The sequence below is a fragment of the Amycolatopsis coloradensis genome (assembly GCF_001953865.1).
Lineage (GTDB): Bacteria > Actinomycetota > Actinomycetes > Mycobacteriales > Pseudonocardiaceae > Amycolatopsis > Amycolatopsis coloradensis.
The window spans coordinates 216711-234105 of sequence record NZ_MQUQ01000002.1 but is presented as its reverse complement, the minus strand read 5'-3'; the positions used below and the strand labels follow the sequence as shown (position 1 = coordinate 234105).

The following is a 17395-nucleotide window of genomic DNA, read 5'->3' as shown; positions in this document are numbered from 1 at the left end:
GGAGGTCGGCCCGTGCGGCTCGACCACGAATTCACCGTTCCCGCCCCGGTCGACGAGGTCTGGAAGGCCGTCGTCGATCCGGAACGGGTGGCGCCGTGCCTGCCCGGCGCCACCGTCACCCAGGTCGACGGGGACGCCTTCGAAGGCACGGTGAAGGTCAAGCTCGGGCCGATCTCCCTGCTCTACAAGGGAGCCGGTCATTTCGTCGAAAAGGACGAGGACGCCGGGAAAGTGGTGATCAAGGCGGCCGGCAAGGACGCGCGCGGCGCGGGCACGGCGTCGGCGACGGTGACGCTCACCCTGACCGAGAAGGACGGCGTCACCCACGGCGCCGTCGCCACGGAACTGGCGGTCACCGGCAAACCGGCGCAGTTCGGGCGCGGGATGATCTCCGAGGTCGGCGGCAAGCTCCTCGACGCGTTCGCGGACTGCCTGTCCGGCAAGCTCGCCACCAAGGCCGAACCCGCGAAGCCCGAACCGCCGGAGCGTCCGCCGTTGAAAGCGGTGAAGCCGGTGGCGGAAGGTGAAGCCATCGACCTGATGGAGTACGCGGGCGAATCGGTGGCCAATCGGGTGGCGCCGGTGCTGGTCGCCTTGGCCGGAGTGCTCGTGGTCGTCGCGATCGTGCGGGCCTTGAGGCGCTGAGTGTGACCCACCACGCGAAATAGCCCGCGTCCTCCGCCGTTGAACCCGGTATGAAGGCGGATCACGAAGTCGACGTGGCGGTGATCGGGGCGGGCCAGGCCGGTCTGTCGGCGGCGTATCACCTGCGCCGCGCGGGTTTCGCCAACGAGGTGGGTTTCGTCGTGCTCGACCACGGCAAACGGCCAGGAGGCGCGTGGCAGTACCGCTGGCCTTCGCTGGTGATGGAGAAGGTCCACGGCGTCTACGACCTCCCCGGGATGTCGTTCGGCACCCCGGATCCGCACCAGCCCGCGGCCGAGGCCGTTTCCGAGTACTTCGGCCGCTACGAGCGCACCTACGACCTCCCGGTCCATCGCCCTGTCGACGTCCTGTCGGTGAGCGGCGAGGAAGACCGGCTGGTCGTCACCAGCGCGACGGAAACCTGGGCCGCCCGCGCGGTGATCAGCGCGACCGGCACCTGGGACCGGCCGTTCTGGCCGTACTACCCGGGGCAGGAGACCTTCCGCGGCCGCCAGGTGCACACCGCCGACTACACCGGTGCCGGCGAGTTCCGCGGCAAGCGCGTCGTCGTGGTCGGCGGTGGCGCGTCGGCCGTCCAGCTGCTGCTGGAGATCGCGCCGTTCGCGCGCTCGACGCGGTGGGTGACCCGGCGCCCGCCGGTCTGGCGTGACGAGCCGTTCAGCGAGGACTGGGGCCGCGAAGCCGTCGCCAAGGTCGACCGGCGGGTCCGGGAGGGCCTGCCGCCGAAGAGCGTCGTCAGCGTGACCGATCTGGCGGTGACACCCGAGGTGCGGGCGGGGCTGGACGCGGGGATCCTCGACCGGCACCCGATGTTCGAGCGGATCACCCCGGACGGCGTCGTGTGGACCGGCGGCACCTTCGAACCCGCCGACATCATCCTGTGGGCCACCGGTTTCCGGGCCGCCATCGACCACCTCGCGCCGCTGCGCCTGCGCGGGCCGGGCGGCGGGATCCGGATGGACGGCACCCGCGTCCTCGCCGAACCGCGTCTGCACCTGGCCGGCTACGGTCCTTCCGCCAGCACCGTCGGCGCGAACCGGGCGGGGCGTACGGCCGTCACCGAGATCCGGCGCCTGCTCGGACGCTGAGGTCGTCGAGGATCCCGGCCAGCCCGACGGGCTTCCGGAAGAAGCCGGCGTGACTGCTCTCGAGTTCCCGGACGTCGAACGGGTTGTCCGGGGTGAGCGCGTCACCCTCGGCGAGGTAGAGGTCCTGGATCGCGAGTGGCATCGAGTGATCCTTGGTCAGTTTGACGAACGTGCGCGGGATCCGGCCCCAGGAATCCTTGTCGGCGCGGACGTCCCACTCGGGGCCGGCCGGCCAGAACACCTCGTCCGGCTGGCTCGTGACGATCACTTGGAGGAACTCGTCCTCGGTGAGTTCGGCCGCGACGGCGTCCCGAAGCGCGGCGCGTCGCCCGCGGTCGGCGCCACGCCAGTTGACCCGGATGAAACCCTGCTCCAACGGATTCCCGAGGAGTAGCGGTTCGATCGCGGGAAAGAACTCGGCCGACGTCCATTCGGGCAGCGCCGCGTATTCCCCGGGCGCGCGGTTCACCGGGCATTGAGCGGCGACGTAGACGATCCGGTCGATCAATTCGGGGATCGCGTTGGCGGCGGCGGTGACCGGGAGGCCGCCGAAGCTGTGCGCGACCAGGACGACCGGGCCGTGGTGGCGCACCCGCTCGACGGCGTCGACGACCGTCCCGATGAAGTCGTCCAAGGTCAGGTCGCTCATCACCGACGGCTCCGCCGCGAAGGCTTCGAGGTCCTGTTCGTAGTAGGCCTGGCTGAGACCAGCGCCCCGGCCGGGAAGATCGAGTGCGAGCGTCCGATGCCCGTGTGACGCCATCTCCCGCTGGACGGCCGACCAGCTGTGCGCCGCACTTCCCGAACCGTGCACGAAGACGAAAGTGGGAATCATGCTTCCGATTGTGGCGGATTCCGGCCGCCGGTGAGCAGCGCCGCCCGAAAGGGAGACGAAGAATGGTCGGCTGGGCGCTTTCCGGATTCTCGTCAATCGGCCGGTATCCCCGGCTGCCCGCGGCACTCCTTTGACCCGGGGAGCAGAAAACACGAAATTCGCACTGGGGGATCACCATGTCATCGATCGACGACATCACCTCGCTTGATCGCGTCCGTTCCGGTACCTGCCTTCCGGATCTGCTCGGACACTGGTCGAGGACACGGCCGGAGGCGGTCGCCGTCGTCGACGGTGACCGGGAACTGACGTTTCGCCTGCTCGAAGAAGCGAGCGGGGAACTCGCCGCGCATCTCGCCGGCCTGGGAATCGGCGCGGACGACCCCGTCGGCCTCTACGTCGAGCCTTCCGCGGACCTGATGGTCGGCGCGTGGGGCATCCTCGCCGCCGGGGCCGCCTATCTGCCGTTGTCCCCGGAGTACCCGGAAGAGCGGCTGCGGTACATGCTCGAAGACAGCCGCACCGGCGTCGTCGTCACCCAGCCGCATCTCGCCGGTCGGCTCGCGGGACTGGTGCCCGCCGGGACGCGGATCGTGTCCGTCGCCGACGCCCACGGCGTGCCCGGCGAGGTTCCGCCCGGGCCGCGACCGGACTCGCTGGCTTACGTCATCTACACCTCTGGCAGCACCGGCAAGCCGAAGGGCGTGATGATCGAGCATCGCGGTGTCGTGTCCCAGATGCGCTGGTTGCGGTCTTGCGGCCATCTGGACCCGGATGTCACGGTGCTGCAGAAGACGCCGATGAGCTTCGACGCCGCGCAGTGGGAGATCTTGGCGCCCGCCGCGGGTGCCCGGGTGGTGATGAGCACGCCGGGGAGTTTCCGGGATCCCGAAGCATTGATCGACGCGGTGGTGAAGCACGGCGTCACCACCGTGCAATGTGTCCCGACGCTGTTGCAGGCGCTGCTCGACACGGAACGCCTCGCGACCTGCACCACGCTGCGGAAGTTGTTCTCCGGCGGCGAGGCGCTTTCGCGTCAGCTGGCCAAGGAACTCGTCCGTGAACTGCCATGGGCGCGGCTGGTCAATCTCTACGGGCCGACCGAATGCACGATCAACGCGACCGCCCACGTCGTCGACCCGGACAGGATCGACGAGAGCGCCGCGATGATCTCGATCGGCGTGCCGGTCGACGACACCCAGTGCTTCGTGCTCGACGCCGACCTCGCCCCGGCCGACATCGGGGAAACGGGGGAGCTGTACATCGGCGGCGTCCAGCTGGCCCGTGGCTATCTGAACCGGCCGGAGCAGACCCGCGAGCGGTTCGTGCCGAATCCGATCGCCGCGACCGAGCGGCTGTACCGCACCGGCGATCTCGCCTACTGGAATCCCGACGGCACCATCCAGTTCGTCGGGCGCGCGGACAACCAGGTCAAACTGCGCGGCTACCGCGTCGAACTGGACGAGATCACGGTGGCGATCGAGGAGCACCCGTGGGTTCGCCGGGCCGCGGCGGTGGTGACCGACGACGCGCGGACCGGGTCGAAAGCGCTCGTCGCCTGCGTGGAGCTGAATCCGCGCGAAGCCGCGGTGATGGACCAGGGCAACCACGGCGGGCACCACCAGTCCAAGGCCGGCAAGGTGCAGGTCAAGGCGCAGCTGTCGAATCCCGGCATCCGTGCCGTCGCGGGTCGTCCGGCCGTCGCGTTGCCTGGCAAGGAGGAGACCGCCTACCAGCGGCGGGAAGTCTTCGCCCGCAAGACCTACCGCTACTACGAAGGCGGCGCGGTCACCCGCGAAGACCTCGCCGCGCTCCTGACACCGGGCCCGGTCAGTGCGTACTCCCGCGAACCCGGCGAGCTTTCGTTCGCCGAACTGGGTGAGCTGCTGCGCTGGTTCGGCTGCTTCTCCAGCGACGAGCGGTTGCTGCCGAAGTACTCCTACGCCTCACCGGGCGCGCTGTACGCGACGCAGTTGTACCTGGAGACCAGCGGTCTCGACGGCCTCGGTGCCGGAATCCATTACTACCACCCGATCGACCACGCGCTGGTCAAGGTCGCCGAGAGCATGGGCGACGGGCATTCGGTGCATTTCATCGGCCGCACCGGGGCCATCGAACCGGTGTACAAGAACAACATCCGCGAGGTCCTCGAATTCGAGGCCGGGCACATGATCGGGGTGTTCGAGGAGATCCTGCCCGAGTACGGCCTCACGATCAGCCCGTCGGCGTTCGATCCCCGGCCGGCCGACCGCTTCCGTGCCGCCGCCGGCGATCACCATCTCGGCACGTTTTCCCTGCACGCCAACGACGGCACGCCGAGGCGGGACGACACCGAACTGTTCGTGCAAACCCATCCTGGCCGGGTCGAGGGCCTGCCCGCCGGTACCTACCGATGGCGGAACGGGGAGTTCGAGCGGCTTTCCGACGCTCTGATCGAGTCCAAGCACGTCATCGCGATCAACCAGAAGGTGTACGAGCGCGCGGCCTTCGGCATCACCGCCGTCAGCCGGACGGCCGACGAGTGGCTCGAATACGTCGGTCTCGGCGTGAAGCTGCATCACCTGCAGCGCAACGGCTTGGGACTAGGGTTCATGTCGTCGGGCTATAGCTCCAGAAGTGGTAATCCGTTGCCTGCCGCCCGGCGGATCGGTGACATCCTCGCCGGGCAGGGGATCGCCCCCGGGCCGTCCTACTTCTTCGTCGGCGGCAAGGTGAGTCCGGAGCAGGTGCGCAGCGAGGGGATGCGCGAAGACGCCGTGCACATGAAGGGTCCCGCGGAGATCATCCGCGACGAACTCGCGAACACCCTGCCCGACTACATGATCCCCAACCGGGTGCTGGTGCTGGACGAACTGCCGTTGACCGCCAACGGAAAGGTCGACGCGCAGGCGCTGGCGGCGACCGACGCCGTCCGGACGGCCAACGGTGACACGCCCTACGTCGCACCGTCGACGAGGCACGAGCGGTGGCTTGCCGAGGTGTGGGGCAAGGCGCTGAAGTACGACGATGTCTCGGTGCGGGACGACTTCTTCGCCGCCGGAGGCAACTCGCTGACCGCGGTCGCCCTGGTGAACCGGATCAACCGCGAGTACGGCACCCGGTTGCCCTTGCAGGTCGTGTTCGAATGCCCGAAGCTGGCCGAGCTGGCCGCCCGTATCGGGGAGGACTCCGGCGGGCCGTCGTCGCGGCTGGTCCCCTTGGCGGCAGGCGATGGCCGCCCGGTGTTCTGCTGGCCGGGCCTCGGCGGCTATCCGATGAACCTGCGGCCGCTGGCCGCGAAAAACGGTCTCGGGCGGTCGTTCTACGGTGTGCAGGCCCATGGCGTCAACGCGGATGAGACGCCTTATGCCACCGTCGAGGAAATGGCGAAGGCCGACGTCGCCGAGATCCGGCGAATCAAGCCGGAGGGCCCGTACACGCTCTGGGGTTACTCGTTCGGCGCGCGGGTCGCCTTCGAATCGGCGTGGCAGCTGGAACAGCAAGGACAGCGGGTGGACGACCTCCTGTTGATCTGCCCGGGCAATCCCGAGGTCGGGGGCGGCGGAGAGCGGGTGGCGAGCTACACGAACCCGGCGTACCTGACGATCCTCCTGTCGGTCTTCCTCGGCTCGATCTCCGGGCCGGAACCGCTGGCCTGCCGGGAAACCGTCCGCGACGAAGACGGTTTCGTGGCCTTCGTGGCGGATCTGCTGCCCACTCTCGGCGAGCAGCTGATCCGGCGGATCGTCCGGATCGTGGAGGAGACCTACGAGTTCGACTACAGTTTCCGGGAACTCGCGCGACGGCGGATCGCGGCTCCGGTGACCCTCTTCAAGGCCGACGGCGACGACTACTCGTTCGTCGAAAACAGCTCCGGTTATTCGGCCACGCCACCGGTGGTGGTCACGCTCGAAGGCGATCATTACAGCGTCCTCAAGGAAAGCGGCGTCGCCGAACTGGTTTCGGCGATCCGCGCCAGGCTCGAGGGCTGACCAGCGAAGGAGAATCCCTGGTGACAGACTCTCTCGGTCCCCGCCTCAAGATCGGTGTCGTCGTCCCGTCCACCAACACCTCGGCCCAGCCGGAACTGGACGCGATGCGCCCCCACGGCGTCACCAACCACACCGGGCGGATGGTCATCGGCGACGACCCGATGGTCGACGAACCCGGTTTCGGCCACGTCATGCGCGGCATCCGGACGTCGACCCTCCCGGCGATCGAGAGTGTTGCCTGCTGTGACCCCGGTTGCGTGATCGTCGGGGTCTCGCCGGAAAGCCATTGGGAGGGAACGGAAGCGCACGGCCGCGTGCTCCATGCGATGCGGGCGGCCGCGGGCGGGCGGCCGGTGACGATGAGCCCGGACGCGATCGGTGCCGCGCTGTCGGCGTACGAAGTCCGCCGGATCGCGGTCATCACACCGTACCTGCCGGTCGGTGACGAATCGGTGAGCCGTTTCTTCGAAGACAGCGGGTACGACCTGCTGAGCATCTGTGGCCTCGGTGTGCCGAGCCCGGCCAAGATCTCCCATGTCTCCGAGACCGAACTCCGGGACGCGGTCAAGGAGATCGACAGCGCCGACGTCGAAGCCATCGTCCAGGTCGGCACCAACGTCGCGATGGCGCGCCTCGCCGCGGCCGCCGAGTTCTGGCTGGGCAAGCCGGTCCTCTCGAACAACGCCGTCCTGTACTGGCACGCCCTGCGCCAGAACCGCATCGCCGACCGTGTGGGCGGCTTCGGCTCCCTCCTGGCCGCGTACTGACCAGTATTTGACTGCTCGTTACAGAACGTGGCATGCTGGCCGTCATGCCCCGTCCCAAGGGATTCGATCCCACCGAGGTGCTCGACGCCGCCGTCAGCACGTTCTGGCGCAAGGGCTACGCGGCCACCTCCGCCCAGGACCTCGTCGACGGCACCGGTCTGGGCCGGGGGAGCCTGTACCACGCGTTTTCGAGCAAGCAGCACCTGTTCCAGGAGGCGCTGCGGCGCTACGAGGAAACCTCCGCCACGCGAGTGGAGGAGATGCTGGCCGCTCCGGGCACCATCCGGGGGCGGATCCGGCGGGTGCTGATGGACGTCGTCGAGGACGAGCTGGCGGAGGCGTCCGAGCATCGCGGCTGCCTCGCCGTCAACGCCGCCCTCGAACTCGGCGGGCTCGACGACGAGGTCACCGCCCGGGTCCGCCACAACTTCGAACGCGTGGAGAACGCGTTCCACGTCGAGTTCGCCGCCGCGCGGCAGGAAGGCGAGATCGGCGCCGACCGGGATCCGCGGGCGCTGGCGCAGTTCACCCTCGCCGCGATGTACGGCCTGCGCGTGCTGGGCAAGACCGCGGACCGGCAGGCGCTCGCCCAGGTTGTCGAAACCACCATCCAGGCGTTCTGATGTTCCAGGTTTCGTAACCGCTCCCCCGCCCCGCCACGGGTTTCTTTTGCCCGTGTTCTTTAACGAGCATTCCACAGGAGTGAAGCAAGTCATGACGGAAACCGTCGCGGTGCTCGGCACCGGAATCATCGGCGCCCCGGTGGCCCGCAACCTGAGCAAGGCCGGATTCGCCGTCCGTGCCTGGAATCGCACCGCCGCCAAGGCAGAAGCTCTGGCCGGGGACGGTGTCCAGGCGGTGGCGAGCGCCGCGGAAGCGGTCGAGGGCGTGCCGGTCGTGGTCACGGTCCTCACGGACGGTCCGGCGGTGCTGGAGGCGATCCGCGCGGCCGCCCCGGCCGCGGGCACGATCTGGGTGCAGCTCAGCACTGTCGGCGACGCTGTCGAGGACCTGGTCGCGTACGCCGACGAGCAAGGCCTGGTCTTCGTGGATGCCCCGGTGCAGGGCACCCGCCAGCCCGCCGAACAGGGCCGGCTGATCGTGCTGGCGGCGGGCGCGGCCGAGGCTCGCGAGACCGTCCAGCCGTTGTTCGACGCGATCGGCAAGCGCACGCTGTGGGTCGGCGAAGACGGCCGTTCCGGCGCGGCGAGCAGGCTCAAACTGGTGCTGAACACCTGGGTGATCGCGCTGACCCATGGCGTCGGCGAGGCACTGGCGCTGGCGGAAGGGCTCGGTGTCGATCCGCGGCACTTCGTCGACGTCGTCACCGGCGGCCCGATGGACAGCGGCTACTTCCAGGGCAAGTCCGCCGCGATCCTCAAGAACGACTACACCACCGCCTTCTCGGTCGACAACGCTGAGAAGGACGCCCGGCTGGTGCTCGAAGCCGCGGCTCGCGCGGGTGTCCGGATGGACGCCGTCGAGGCCGGGCGGGCCCGGTTCGCCCGCGCGTCCGAGGCCGGGCACGGCGACGAGGACATGGCGGCCGGCTACTTCGCCAGCTTCGACCGCAAATAGTCCTCTAGTTACGGTTGACATAGCGCACCTGCTTCGCTTTCCCGTCCTCGAAACCCTCACGCCCAGACAGATGCTCGGGGACGCCGACCTCCCACCACGCGCCGGCCTCGGTCCACGAGTTCGGCAGGGTCCGGACGACGACCACCGCCGGTCGTCGTCCGGCCACCGAGGCTTCCCGCGCCTTCGCGTAAGCCGCGCGTACGTCGTCCACAGTGGACGCCGTGAACACGGCGCATCCCAGCGATTCCGCGTGCCGGGCGAAGTCGACCCGAGGCGGTGACGCGTGCGCGCTCCGGCAGTCGGCGAGGAAGTTGTTGAACGGTTTGCCGCCCTGCCCCTCCTGTAGGCGGGCGATGACCGCGTAGCCGTCGTTGTCGCAGACCACCGCCACGAAGGAATGCCCGGCGAAGGCGGCCGAGAACAGCTCCGAGTTCAGCATCAGGTACGAGCCGTCACCGAGCATCGTGGTGACGAGGCCGTCGGTGTGGGCCATCGCCGCACCCCACGCGCCCGCGAGTTCGTACCCCATGCACGAGAATCCGTACTCGACGTCCATGCCGACCGGCCCCGATCCGCGCCAGCCGCCGATCAGCTCGCCGGGCATCCCGCCGGACGCGGTCATCACGTAGTCCCGCGGCTCGGAAAGGTCGTTGACCACGCCGACGACCTGGGCATACGTCGGCACCTCGCCGGAAACGGCGCGCAGTGAGTCGATATGCGCGTCCCACCGGCGACGTTCCGCCGTCGCGCGCTCCGTCCACAAAGGATCGACGCGCCAGCTTTCCAGCTGCGCCGCCAGATCGGTGAGACCGGCGTCGGCGTCGCCCACGACGGCCAGCGCGCCGTGCTTGACCGCGTCGAACCGGGCGGCGTTGAGGGTGATCAGCCGGACACCGGGGGAGAACACCGTCCAGGACGCCGTGGTGAAGTCCTGCAATCGGGTGCCCACGGCCAGCACGACGTCGGCCTCGGCGGCCAGGACGTTCGCGGAGGTCGAGCCGGTGACGCCCAGCGGGCCCGCGTGCAGTGGATGACCGTGCGGGACCAAGGTGCGCCCGGCCGTGGTTTCGGTAACCGGGACGCCGTGACGTTCGGCGAACGCCAGCGCGCGCTCACCGGCACCGGAGTACCGGACACCGCCGCCGAGGATCAGCAACGGTTTCTTCGCCGCTCGCAGTGCTCCCGCCGCCTCGGTGAGGGCCCGGCGATCGGGGCGCGGGCGCAGCAGCCGATGGGTCACCGGCGCGAACAGCGCGTCCGGGAAGTCGTAGGTCTCCACCTGGACGTCCTGCGGCAGCGCGAGCGTCACCGGGCCCGCGTCCGCCGGATCGGTCAGCACCCTGGCGACCTGCGGCAGGGTCGAAAGCAGCTGCTCGGGCCGGGTGATCCGGTCGAAATACCGGCTCACCGCGCGGAAGGCGTCGTTGACCGTGGCCGTCGGGTCGCCGAAGTGCTCCACCTGTTGCAGCACCGGATCCGGCGCGCGACTGGTGAAGGTGTCGCCGGGGAGCAGCAGCACCGGCAGCCGGTTGGCGTGCGCGACCCCGGCGGCGGTGACCATGTTCAGCGCGCCAGGCCCGATCGACGACGTCACCACCCCGGCCTGGCGCCGATGCGCCGCCTTCGCGTAGCCGACCGCCGCCAGCGCCATGCCCTGCTCGGTCTGCCCGCGCCACAAGGGAAGCTCGTCGCGATACTCCTCCAGCGCGGTGCCCAGACCCAGGACGTTGCCGTGCCCGAAGATCGCGAACACCCCCGGGAACAACGGGACTTCCCGCCCGTCCAGGGTTTCCGACCGCTGCGCCAGCAGCCAGCGCACCAGGGCCTGTGCCGTGGTCAGCTTCATGACACTCGCCCTTCGTGGCTGGTGACCGGGCAGCGCGGATCGAGTCCCTGGCCGTCCCACGTCTCGCGGACCCAGCCGTGCGCCGGGTCGTCGCAGAAGGCCATCGACCGCTCGTCGGCCGGCCCGGCCAGTACGTTCAGGTAGTACATCGGGTAGCCCGGCGCGGCGACACAAGGACCGTGATAGCCGCGCGGGATCAGGAAGACGTCGCCGTCCCGGACCGCGACGTCCTCGTCCAGCTCGCCGTCCGAAGTGTATGTCCTATGTAGACCGAATCCCTCGCGTGACGGTGTGACGCCGTCACGTCCGGCGACGCGGAAGTAGTAGATCTCCTCGTTGACGACCTCGCATTCGGACGCCTCGTCGTGCTTGTGCGGCGGGTACGACGACCAGTTGCCGCCGGGGGTGATCAGCTCGCAGGCGTTCAGCTTGTCCGCGTGGTCCCAGACGCCTGGCACCCCGAAGTTGGTGACCTGCCTCGTCGCCTGCCCCGCTCCGCGCACCTCCACCGGTACGTCCTCCGCCGGTCCGTAGCGCGGTTCGAGACGGCGGGCGCAGCGCGCCATCGGCAGCGCGACCTCGATTCCGTCCTTTGTCGACAAGTCGACTTCGGCGTCGCGCGGCACGTAGGCGAAGTCCGTGACGCGGGTGAACACGGAGTCCCGTCCCGCCAGCTCGAAGACCTGACCGTCGACCCGGACCGTGCACGCGCCGGACAAGGGGAGGACGAACGCCTCGTACTCCCCGGTGCGCACGATCCTGGTCTCACCGGCGGACAGGGAAAGCACCCGCAGGCCGCTGTAGGTCCAGCCCGCCGAGTCCGGGGTGAGCCGGATCGGATCGCGCTCGTCCGAAAGCGTCCCGAGTGGACGATGCAGCTTGCTCACAGCAACTCCTCGATCTCGTCGGCGGTGGGCATGGCGTCGGCGCAGGCCAGCCGGGACGCGACGAGCGCGCCCGCCGCGTTGGCGTAGGTGGCGATGCGCACCGGATCCCAGCCGGAGAGCAGGCCGTGGATCAGGGCGCCGCCGAAACCGTCCCCGGCGCCGAGCCCGCAGACGACCTCGACCCGCAGCGGCGGCACGGTCCAGCGTCCCTCGGCGGTGGCCACCAGGACGCCATCGGCGCCCTTCTTGATCACCGCGAGTTCGACGCCTCTGGCCAGCATCCTGGACGCGGCCTCGTCGGGATCCGCGGTGCCGACGGCGACCTCCGCCTCGGTGCGGTTGCCGACGGCGACCGTGACGTGGTCGAGCATCCAGCCGATCTCTTCGCGCGCGGTGTCGGTGCCGGGCCAGAACATCGGCCGGAAGTCGAGGTCCAGCACGGTATGCGACCGCCGTCCGCGCCGCTCCAGCATCTTGCGCTGGGTGCCGCGCGCCGGTTCGACGGACACGCCGGTTCCGGTGACCCACAGCAGCGGGACCGTTTCCACGACGTCCCAGGGCACGTCGGCTTCGCCGAGGGTCAGATCCGGGGCGATGGGGGACCGGTAGAACAGCAACGGCGGATCCGCGGGCGGGTCCAGCGCGCAGAACACCACAGGCGTCTGGAATTCCGCCGAGGTCCCGACGTGGTCGGGGGCGACGCCGAACTCCCGCAACGCCTGCCGCACGTAGTCACCGAAGCCGTCCGGGCCGACCTTTGTCAGCACGGAGGTCGAGCGGCCGAGCCGCGCGGCGGCGACCGCGACGTTGGTCGCGGTGCCGCCGAGCGACTTGGCGAAGGTGCTGACCCCGGCCAGCGGCACGCCGCTCTGTTCGGGGTAGAGGTCCACCCCGACCCGGCCGACGGTCAGTGCTTCGAGAGCGGTCATGAAGGGGACTCCACCTGTCGCAACTCGTGTTCGAGGGCTTCCAGTTCCGCACCGCCCGCCATTTGCCGGGCTAGTTCGGCCAGCTCGATCCCGGCCTTCTCGTAGGTGCCGAGCGGCGCGCCCCGCTTGAGCAGGAGGAACCTGTCGGCCACCGGATACGCGTGGTGCGGGTTGTGCGTGATCAGCACGACGCCGAGCCCGCGATCACGGGCCTGCGCGACGTACTTGAGTACGACACCGGCCTGTTTCACGCCCAACGCGGCTGTCGGCTCGTCGAGGATCAGCACCTTCGCACCGAAGTGCACCGCCCGTGCGATGGCGACGCACTGCCGTTCGCCACCGGACAGCGTGCCGACAGGCTGCTCGACGTCACGCAGGTCGATGCCCATGTCGGACAACGCCTTCTTGGTCGTCTCACGCCCTTTCTTGCGGTCCAGCGCCCGAAAGGGACCGAAGCCGACCGTCGGTTCGGAGCCAAGGAAGAAGTTCCGCCACACACTCATCAGCGGCACGACCGCCAGGTCCTGGTACACCGTCGCGATGCCGCGATCGAGCGCTTCCCGCGGCGAGGCGAACCTGACCGGCTCACCCTCGATCAGGAACTCGCCTCGGTCGTGCTGGTGGACTCCGGCCAGGATCTTGATCAAGGTGGACTTTCCGGCCCCGTTGTCGCCGAGCACGCAGGTCACCTCACCCGCGTTCACCACGGTGGACACGTCGCGCAACGCGATCACGCTGCCGTAGGTCTTGCCGACGTCCTTGACTTCCAGGAGATGGCTCATCGCCGCACCCTTTCCGCGCGCCGCCGGAAGGCGTTGTTGACCAGGACCGCGGACAGCAGCATCACGCCGAGGAACAGCATGAACCAGTCGCTGTCCCAGCGGGCGAACACGATGCCCTGCCGCGCCATGCCGAAGATCAGCGCCCCGATCGCGGCACCGATCGCCGAACCGAAGCCGCCGGTGAGCAGGCAGCCGCCGATCACCGCCGCGATGATGTACTGGAACTCCAGCCCGATGCCTTGGTTCGCCTGGACGCTCGCGAACCGCAGGATGTTGATCGAGCCGACCAGCCACGCGGCGAGCGCCGTGGTCATGAACAGCATGATCTTGGTGCGTGCCACCGGGACGCCGACCGCGCGCGAGCTGAGCGCGCTGCCTCCGACGGCGAAGATCCAGTTGCCGAGCCGGGTCCGCACCAGCAGCCAGGCCGCCAGCACGGCGAACCCGATCCACCAGACGATGGAGATCCGGAACGCCGTCCCGCCGATGTCCACTGTGGACGCGAACACGAAGCCGGCGGACTCGTAGCCGTCGGTCGAGCGCATCCCCGAGACCTGGACGGTGCCGGTGACCAGCCGCGTGACGCCGAGGTTGAGCCCTTGCAGTGCCAGAAACGTGCCGAGCGTGACGATGAAGCTGGGCAATCCGGTGCGTAGCACCAGCCAGCCGTTGAACGCGCCGACCGCGAGGGCGAACACCAGCGACGCGAGCAGCGCGAGCCAGACGTTCCAGCCCGCCCGCGTCGCCAGAGTCGCGGTGACGAGCGCGGTGGACGCCGTCATCACCCCGGCCGAGAGGTCGAACTCGCCGCCGATCATCAGCAGGGACACGGCGACCGCCATGATGCCGAGCGTCGAGGCGTCGTCCAGCCAGGTCGCCACGCCGCTGCCGCTGAAGAACTGGTCGGTGACGACGGTGAAGAAGAGGAAGACGGCGACGGCGCCCAGGAGCGAGCCGATCTCGGGCCGGGCGACCATCCGGTCGAGCAGCCGCGGTTTCGCGATCCGTTCGTCGAGGGTGGTTGTCATCGCGTGCCCCTTCGCACGTACGGGCCGATGGTGTCCACAGTGGATTTGTCGACCAGGTCGGGTCCGGTGAGCACCGGTTTCCCGCCGCCGACGACGTTCGCGTTGTCCCGGTAGAGCTTGAGGAACTGGACCGGGAGATAGCCCTGCTCGTACTGCTGCTGATCGACCGCGAAGACCACGTCACCCGACTTGATGGCGCCGACCACGTCGGTGTTGAGGTCGAACGTGCCGACCTGCGCCGCCGAGCCCACCGCCTTGATCGCGCTCACCGCTCGCGCGGCGACCTGCGAGTTCAGGGTCAGGACGGCGTCGAGGGAGGAGTCGGTCTGCACCGCGCCCCTGATCCGGGATTCGGCGTCGGTGGGGTTGCTGATGTCGACCTGCAGGGTCCGCACGTCGCCCGAGAACCCGGTTCCGGCGCCGTCGCAGCGCTGCGCCTGCCCGACGTTGCCCGCCTCGTGCACCACGCAGAGCAGCTTCTTCTTGCCGAGTTGCTTGAACTTCTTCCCGGCTTCCTCGCCCGCGATGGTCTCGTTCTGCCCGACGTGGGTGAGCGCGCCGTAGCCCGCGCTCTTGTCCTCGCCGGAGTTGATGGTGATGACCGGGATCCCCGCGCGGACCGCGTTCTCGATCGACGTCTTGAGCGCCTCCGGGTTCGCCATGGACACCACCAGGCCGCCGACCTGCTGGGCGACCGCGTTGTCGACCAGCTTGGCCTGGTTGCCGGGATCCCCGTCGGAGTTGTACTCGACCTGGACGCCGAGTTGCCTGCCCGCCTCCTCGGCGCCGTTCTTGACCACGTTCCAGAACGCGTCGCCCGCCGTGCCGTGCGAAATGACCGCGACCCGCAGCGGCCCGCTGGGCCGCGCCGTCTCCGGGCCCGCGCCCTCGGCCGGTTTCTCCTCGGCCTTCGGCCCGGTGCACGCGGACAGGAGCACCAGCCCCGCCGCGACCACCAACGCCGCCTTAAAGCGATGGGACATCGTCGTCTCTCCTCGCTTCTTCCGTTACCTGGCAGCCGGGAGCCGGCTGACGATTCCGTCGAGATGGGCCAGGCTCCTGGCCACGTCCCGCTTCGGCAGATCTTCCGGGCTCCGCTCGCCCAGCGCGGTGTCCTGTTCCAGCACGTACCACCCGTCGTAGCCCGCTTCGTGGACGAACCTGACCATCGCTTCGATGTCGACGTCCCCGTCGCCGAGCGGGACATACAAACCTTTGCCTACCGCTTCGGCGTAGGGAAGGCTTCCGGCACGGACTTCCTCGGCGAGTTCGCCGCGTACGTCTTTGAGGTGCAGGTGACCGATCCGCTCGGGGTGGCGTTCGGCCAGCGCGACCGGGTCGGTGCCGCCGATCAGCAGATGCCCGGTGTCCAGGCAGAGCGGGAGATCGGAATCGGCGAGGAAACGCTCGACCTCTTCCTCGGTTTCCACATGCGTCCCGACGTGCGGATGTAGCACGGTGCGAAGGCCGTGCCGCGCCGCGATTTCCCTGATCCTGCCGGAAGTTTCGATCAGAGTCGCCCATTCGGCTTCGCTCAGCTTCGGCCGGTCTTCGTAGCCGTCGAGCCCGGTCGCGGCGGCCAGAACGAGCAGGTCGCCGCCGCACGCGGCGAACAACGCGGCGGAGTCCTCCGCTTCGGCGAGCGCGGCCTCCAGGTTCTCGTGCAGCACGACCGCGAGGAAGCCGCCGACCAGGCCGAGCCCGTACCCGCCGAGCAGCGCGCGCAGCGCGGCCGGTTCGCGCGGCAGGTAACCGGGAGGGCCGAGTTCGGTCGCGCGCATCCCCAGCTCCGCCATTTCCCCCAGCACGGTTCCCGCGCCGAGCACGCGACCCCAGTCGGGGACTTCGCACACGCCCCAGGAGATCGGGGCGGCGGCGATGCGGATCCGGGATGTCGGCACTGTCATCGGCGGCCTCCGGGAGGGATCGGGGTTGGAGCGCTCTATTGATTAGAGCGCTCTAATCTTGTAACGTCCGTCACAGCAAAGTCAAGGGCAGGGGGAGGCTCGGAAAATGGCACGACCGACGATGGAGGACGTCGCCGCGAAAGCGGGGGTTTCCCGCGCGCTCGTGTCCTTGGTGATGCGGAACGCGCCGAACGTGTCCGACGAGCGCCGGACAAGGGTGCTGTGCGCGGCGCACGAACTGGGCTACGAGCCGCACGCGATGGCCAGGTCGCTGGCCAGCCGGACGTCGACCGTCCTCGGCGTGATGGTCTCCGATCTCCGCAACGCGTTCTTCGCCGATGTCGTGGAAGGTCTCGACGCGGCGGCCGAAGCGGCCGGATTCCACTCGATCCTCAACACCGGCGGCCGCAGCCCCGCGCGCGAACGGGCGGCCCTGCGGAGTCTGCTGTCCTTCCGGCCCGCCGGGGTGATCCTGCTGTCGCCGGTGGTGCCGGCATCGGCGATCGAGGAAGCGGCCGCGCGATGTCCCGTCGTCCTGGTGTCGCGCACCTCGCGTACGCCGGGCGTGGACACGGTGAACGACGACGGCGAGGCGGGTGCCGCGCTCGCCGTCGAGCACTTGGTTTCCTTGGGACACCGGAAGATCGCCCATCTGGACGGTGGACTCGCGGCCGGTGCGGCCGCCCGGCGCCGCGGCTACCAGCAGGCCATGCGGCGCCATCGGTTGCACCCGGTCATCGTGCACAGCGAACACACCGACACCGCGGGGGAGAAGGCCGTCCACGAGCTGCTCGGCGACCACCCGCGGACGGGCCTGCCGACGGCTTTGCTGGCGGGCAACGATTTCAACGCCGTCGGTGCGATTTCCGCGCTGGAGGAGGCGGGCCTGCGGGTTCCGGAGGACGTTTCCGTGGTCGGCTACGACAACACTTCGCTGGCCGCGCTGCGGCATCTCTCACTGACCACTGTGGACCAGCCGCGCACGGAAATGGGACGGCTGGCCGTCGAAGCGCTGCTCGAACGGGTCCGGGGTGAACGCGCCGAATCCGTCCGGCATCTGCTGCACCCGTCGCTGGTGGTCCGTTCGACCACCGCCGCTCCAGAAAGGTGACCA

Annotated in this window: 15 protein-coding genes; 7 read left to right on the top strand and 8 right to left on the bottom strand. The window is 69.3% G+C overall.

Translation table 11 applies throughout. The annotated features are described in order from the left end of the window. Positions 1 to 12 precede the first annotated feature (12 nt). Together BS329_RS02950 and BS329_RS02945 are read left to right on the top strand one after the other, a co-directional pair. On the top strand, positions 13 to 645 hold the full coding sequence (locus tag BS329_RS02950; protein WP_076155434.1) for an SRPBCC family protein: 633 nt from the start codon (positions 13 to 15) through the stop codon (positions 643 to 645). A gap of 50 nt (positions 646 to 695) precedes the next feature. After that, positions 696 to 1754, top strand: coding sequence for an NAD(P)-binding domain-containing protein (locus tag BS329_RS02945; protein ID WP_076155432.1), 1059 nt, complete (start codon positions 696 to 698; stop codon positions 1752 to 1754). Here the strand turns inward: BS329_RS02945 and BS329_RS02940 are convergent. After that, the gene (locus tag BS329_RS02940) at positions 1723 to 2589 is read right to left on the bottom strand and encodes an alpha/beta fold hydrolase (protein ID WP_076155430.1); all 867 of its coding nucleotides are present in this window, start codon (positions 2587 to 2589) and stop codon (positions 1723 to 1725) included. The two genes, BS329_RS02945 and BS329_RS02940, sit on opposite strands and share 32 nt — an antisense overlap. A gap of 176 nt (positions 2590 to 2765) precedes the next feature. On the opposite strand from BS329_RS02940, the gene BS329_RS02935 reads away from it, so the two are divergent. From BS329_RS02935 to BS329_RS02920, 4 genes are all read left to right on the top strand, one after another. Beyond that, entirely contained in the window at positions 2766 to 6557 is a 3792-nt protein-coding gene (locus BS329_RS02935; protein ID WP_076155428.1) for an amino acid adenylation domain-containing protein, read from the top strand. Positions 6558 to 6577: 20 nt separating this feature from the next. Then, positions 6578 to 7324, top strand: coding sequence for a maleate cis-trans isomerase family protein (locus BS329_RS02930; RefSeq protein WP_076155427.1), 747 nt, complete (start codon positions 6578 to 6580; stop codon positions 7322 to 7324). 44 nt (positions 7325 to 7368) lie between these two features. Further along, complete coding sequence (locus BS329_RS02925) at positions 7369 to 7947, top strand: TetR/AcrR family transcriptional regulator (RefSeq protein ID WP_076155651.1); 579 nt, start codon at positions 7369 to 7371, stop codon at positions 7945 to 7947. Between the two features lie 79 nt (positions 7948 to 8026). Beyond that, on the top strand, positions 8027 to 8902 hold the full coding sequence (locus BS329_RS02920) for an NAD(P)-dependent oxidoreductase (protein WP_279628124.1): 876 nt from the start codon (positions 8027 to 8029) through the stop codon (positions 8900 to 8902). Between the two features lie 4 nt (positions 8903 to 8906). Here the strand turns inward: BS329_RS02920 and iolD are convergent, their stop codons facing one another. From iolD to BS329_RS02885, 7 genes are read right to left on the bottom strand one after another with little or no spacing between them, the layout of a single operon-like run. Beyond that, positions 8907 to 10748, bottom strand: a complete 1842-nt coding sequence (iolD, locus tag BS329_RS02915; protein WP_143252818.1) for a 3D-(3,5/4)-trihydroxycyclohexane-1,2-dione acylhydrolase (decyclizing) — start codon at positions 10746 to 10748, stop codon at positions 8907 to 8909. Further along, positions 10745 to 11635, bottom strand: coding sequence for a 5-deoxy-glucuronate isomerase (iolB, locus tag BS329_RS02910; RefSeq protein WP_076155423.1), 891 nt, complete (start codon positions 11633 to 11635; stop codon positions 10745 to 10747). Before iolB ends, iolD begins: the two co-directional genes overlap by 4 nt. Then, positions 11632 to 12564, bottom strand: coding sequence for a 5-dehydro-2-deoxygluconokinase (gene iolC / locus BS329_RS02905; protein WP_076155422.1), 933 nt, complete (start codon positions 12562 to 12564; stop codon positions 11632 to 11634). Before iolC ends, iolB begins: the two co-directional genes overlap by 4 nt. Next, complete coding sequence (locus BS329_RS02900; protein WP_076155420.1) at positions 12561 to 13346, bottom strand: ATP-binding cassette domain-containing protein; 786 nt, start codon at positions 13344 to 13346, stop codon at positions 12561 to 12563. Before BS329_RS02900 ends, iolC begins: the two co-directional genes overlap by 4 nt. Next, positions 13343 to 14374 carry an ABC transporter permease gene (locus tag BS329_RS02895; RefSeq protein ID WP_076155418.1) on the bottom strand — a complete coding sequence of 344 codons (1032 nt, stop codon included), beginning with the start codon at positions 14372 to 14374 and terminating at the stop codon, positions 13343 to 13345. Before BS329_RS02895 ends, BS329_RS02900 begins: the two co-directional genes overlap by 4 nt. After that, positions 14371 to 15357 carry a substrate-binding domain-containing protein gene (locus BS329_RS02890; RefSeq protein ID WP_076155417.1) on the bottom strand — a complete coding sequence of 329 codons (987 nt, stop codon included), beginning with the start codon at positions 15355 to 15357 and terminating at the stop codon, positions 14371 to 14373. Before BS329_RS02890 ends, BS329_RS02895 begins: the two co-directional genes overlap by 4 nt. Before the next feature lie 24 nt (positions 15358 to 15381). After that, positions 15382 to 16281: a sugar phosphate isomerase/epimerase family protein gene (locus BS329_RS02885; protein WP_076155415.1), complete on the bottom strand. Its 900-nt coding sequence runs from the start codon at positions 16279 to 16281 to the stop codon at positions 15382 to 15384. A gap of 106 nt (positions 16282 to 16387) precedes the next feature. On the opposite strand from BS329_RS02885, the gene BS329_RS02880 reads away from it, so the two are divergent. Then, complete coding sequence (locus tag BS329_RS02880) at positions 16388 to 17392, top strand: LacI family DNA-binding transcriptional regulator (protein WP_076155413.1); 1005 nt, start codon at positions 16388 to 16390, stop codon at positions 17390 to 17392. The last annotated feature ends 3 nt before the right edge of the window (positions 17393 to 17395 follow it).

Excerpts from the sequence above, each read along its gene's own strand:
- BS329_RS02885 (WP_076155415.1), bottom strand. The coding sequence starts at position 16,281 with ATGACAGTGCCGACATCCCGGATCCGCATCGCCGCCGCCCCGATCTCC.
- iolD (WP_143252818.1), bottom strand. The coding sequence starts at position 10,748 with ATGAAGCTGACCACGGCACAGGCCCTGGTGCGCTGGCTGCTGGCGCAG.
- BS329_RS02900 (WP_076155420.1), bottom strand. The coding sequence starts at position 13,346 with ATGAGCCATCTCCTGGAAGTCAAGGACGTCGGCAAGACCTACGGCAGC.
- BS329_RS02940 (WP_076155430.1), bottom strand. The coding sequence starts at position 2,589 with ATGATTCCCACTTTCGTCTTCGTGCACGGTTCGGGAAGTGCGGCGCAC.
- BS329_RS02925 (WP_076155651.1), top strand. The coding sequence starts at position 7,369 with ATGCCCCGTCCCAAGGGATTCGATCCCACCGAGGTGCTCGACGCCGCC.
- BS329_RS02890 (WP_076155417.1), bottom strand. The coding sequence starts at position 15,357 with ATGTCCCATCGCTTTAAGGCGGCGTTGGTGGTCGCGGCGGGGCTGGTG.
- BS329_RS02945 (WP_076155432.1), top strand. The coding sequence starts at position 696 with ATGAAGGCGGATCACGAAGTCGACGTGGCGGTGATCGGGGCGGGCCAG.
- BS329_RS02935 (WP_076155428.1), top strand. The coding sequence starts at position 2,766 with ATGTCATCGATCGACGACATCACCTCGCTTGATCGCGTCCGTTCCGGT.
- iolC (WP_076155422.1), bottom strand. The coding sequence starts at position 12,564 with ATGACCGCTCTCGAAGCACTGACCGTCGGCCGGGTCGGGGTGGACCTC.
- BS329_RS02880 (WP_076155413.1), top strand. The coding sequence starts at position 16,388 with ATGGCACGACCGACGATGGAGGACGTCGCCGCGAAAGCGGGGGTTTCC.
- BS329_RS02895 (WP_076155418.1), bottom strand. The coding sequence starts at position 14,374 with ATGACAACCACCCTCGACGAACGGATCGCGAAACCGCGGCTGCTCGAC.